This window comes from Sphaerisporangium sp. NPDC088356, from assembly GCF_040685555.1.
Lineage (GTDB): Bacteria > Actinomycetota > Actinomycetes > Streptosporangiales > Streptosporangiaceae > Sphaerisporangium.
The window spans coordinates 1-2,651 of sequence record NZ_JBFBIK010000248.1 but is presented as its reverse complement, the minus strand read 5'-3'; the positions used below and the strand labels follow the sequence as shown (position 1 = coordinate 2,651).

The 2,651-nt window shown below is 68.8% G+C and carries 2 protein-coding genes; both read right to left on the bottom strand.

The genetic code is table 11. The annotated features are described in order from the left end of the window. The coding region (gene katG, locus AB0O34_RS36600) for a catalase/peroxidase HPI (protein ID WP_363923568.1) at positions 1 to 1,697 on the bottom strand (1,697 nt) is incomplete at its 3' end. A 32-nt stretch (positions 1,698 to 1,729) separates the two neighbouring features. Continuing rightward, on the bottom strand, positions 1,730 to 2,167 hold the full coding sequence (locus AB0O34_RS36595; protein WP_363923566.1) for a Fur family transcriptional regulator: 438 nt from the start codon (positions 2,165 to 2,167) through the stop codon (positions 1,730 to 1,732). Between the last annotated feature and the right edge of the window lie 484 nt (positions 2,168 to 2,651).

The window sequence follows — 2,651 nt, the reverse complement described above, 5'->3', positions numbered from 1 at the left end:
TCGACGTCGATGCCGGCGTCCTTGGCGGCCTGCTCGACGGCCGCACCGCCGGCGAGCACGATCAGGTCGGCCAGGGAGACCCGCTTGCCACCGGCCTGGGCGGCGTTGAAGGCCTCCTGGATCCCCTCCAGGGTGCGCAGCACCGTCGCCAGCTGGTCGGGGTCGTTGACCTCCCACCCACTCTGCGGCTCAAGGCGGACGCGCGCGCCGTTGGCGCCGCCGCGCTTGTCTCCGCCACGGAAGGTCGAGGCCGACGCCCACGCGGTGGACACGAGCTGGGACACCGACAGGCCCGAGGCGAGGACCTGGCCCTTGAGGGAGGCGATGTCCTCAGCGTCGATGAGCTCGTGCGTCACCGCGGGGAGGGGGTCCTGCCACAGCAACGTCTCGGCCGGGACCTCCGGGCCGAGGTAGCGCACGATCGGGCCCATGTCGCGGTGCGTCAGCTTGAACCACGCCCTGGCGAAGGCGTCCGCGAACTCGTCGGGGTTCTCCAGGAAGCGTCGCGAGATCTGCTCGTAGACCGGGTCCACGCGGAGCGCGAGGTCGCTGGTCAGCATCGTCGGGGCGTGGCTCTTCGACGGGTCGTGGGCGTCGGGGACGGTGCCCGCCCCGGCGCCGTCCTTCGGCTTCCACTGGTGCGCGCCGGCGGGGCTCTTGCTCAGCTCCCACTCGTAGCCGAACAGGATCTCGAAGAAGCTGTTGTCCCACTTGGTCGGGGTGGGCGTCCAGGTGACCTCGAGACCGCTGGTGATCGTGTCGCCGCCCTTGCCGGTGCCGAAGGTGTTCTTCCAGCCGAGGCCCTGCTCCTCGATCGTGGCGGCCTCGGGATCGGGGCCGACGTGGTCCGCCGGGCCCGCACCGTGGGTCTTGCCGAAGGTGTGACCACCCGCGATCAGGGCGACCGTCTCCTCGTCGTTCATCGCCATCCGGCGGAACGTCTCACGGATGTCGCGGGCCGAGGCGAGCGGGTCGGGGTTGCCGTTCGGGCCCTCCGGGTTGACGTAGATGAGGCCCATCTGCACGGCGCCCAGGGGGTTCTCCAGCTCACGGTCGCCGGTGTAGCGCTGGTCGTCAAGCCAGGTCGACTCAGGACCCCAGTAGACGTCCTCCTCGGGCTCCCACACGTCCACACGTCCACCGGCATAGCCGAAGGTCTTGAAGCCCATCGACTCCAGGGCGACGTTGCCGGCGAGGATCATGAGGTCGGCCCACGAGAGCGCCTGGCCGTACTTCTTCTTGACCGGCCACAGCAGGCGGCGGGCCTTGTCGAGGTTCCCGTTGTCCGGCCAGCTGTTGAGGGGGGCGAAGCGCTGCTGACCGGCCCCGGCGCCACCGCGGCCGTCGCTGATCCGGTAGGTGCCCGCGCTGTGCCACGCCATCCGGATGATGAGCGGGCCGTAGTGGCCGAAATCGGCCGGCCACCAGTCCTGCGAGGTCGTCAGCACCTCCGCGATGTCCCGCTTCACGGCCGGGAGATCGAGGCCCTTGAACGCCTCGGCGTAGCTGAACTCCTCGCCGAGGGGGTTGGCCACTGCGGGGTTCTTGGCGAGGATCTTCAGGTTGAGCCGCTCCGACCACCACTGGCGGTTTCCGCCGCCCTGAGTCGGGTGCGGAGCGCGCTCGTGCGCAACCGGGCAGCCATCTCCGCCCTCCGTCTTCGCGTCTGTGACGATTGCATCATGGTTCTCGGACATGGAATCCTTCCGGACTGGTGGGATAACGGTGCTCAGGAACTGCGGGCGGTGGAACAGTCGGGGCACAGGCCCCAGTAGATGACCTCGGCCTCGTCGATCGAGAAGCCGTGGTCGTCGGACGCGGTCAGGCAGGGTGCCTCGCCGACCGCGCAGTCGATGTCAGCGACAAGACCGCACGACCGGCACACGACGTGGTGGTGGTTGTCCCCGACGCGTCCCTCGAACCGGGCCGCGCTGCCGGCCGGTTCGATGCGGCGTACGAGTCCCGCCGCGGTGAGCGCGTGGAGAGCCTCATACACGGCTTGAAGGGAGATATGGCCTACACGGTCGCGCACACCGGAGGCGATCGCCTCGACGCCGAGATGGTCACCGTTCCTGACTGTCTCGAGCAGTGCCACGCGGGCGGCCGTCACCCGCAGGCCGGCACCGCGTAGCTCTTCGGCGGCGGTCGGAGTGCTGGATGCGGTCATGGCGCCAGACCAACCTTCATAAACACGAACGGTACAAGACAACGAACAATCCAACGTTAGCGCTGGATCAGGCAACATTCTCCACCGTCAGCCGCAACTTCTCCCGCGCCCATTCGACCAGCTTCCCAGCATGGCCGCCGTCGGCCCCACACCAGGGAGATACGGGTGTGGGCCTGCCGCGTTCGCTCCAGCAGGGGGCGGCCCCCGTCACGGTCCTGCACGCACGCCGCCGTCACCAAGACCATGCGGGCCAGGGTGACGCCTCAACCTAACTTGAGGTCAACCTGACCGAGACCCCAGCCGTCGCCCTGGGCGGTTTGTTCACAGGCACTCAGCTTGTCATTAACCTGCCTGCCGACGGTGTTCTCTGAGCGTGGCAGCGCGTGTGACGGTTTTGCCGACGTCGTGATGGCGGGCGGGGGAGCGGTTCTTCGACCCCTTGGGCCGTCCGGGACCGGCGGTCGCGGGTTTCGGCGCACTGGCG

Coding starts and splice junctions, on each gene's coding strand:
- AB0O34_RS36595 (WP_363923566.1), bottom strand. CDS start 2,167: ATGACCGCATCCAGCACTCCGACCGCCGCCGAAGAGCTACGCGGTGCC.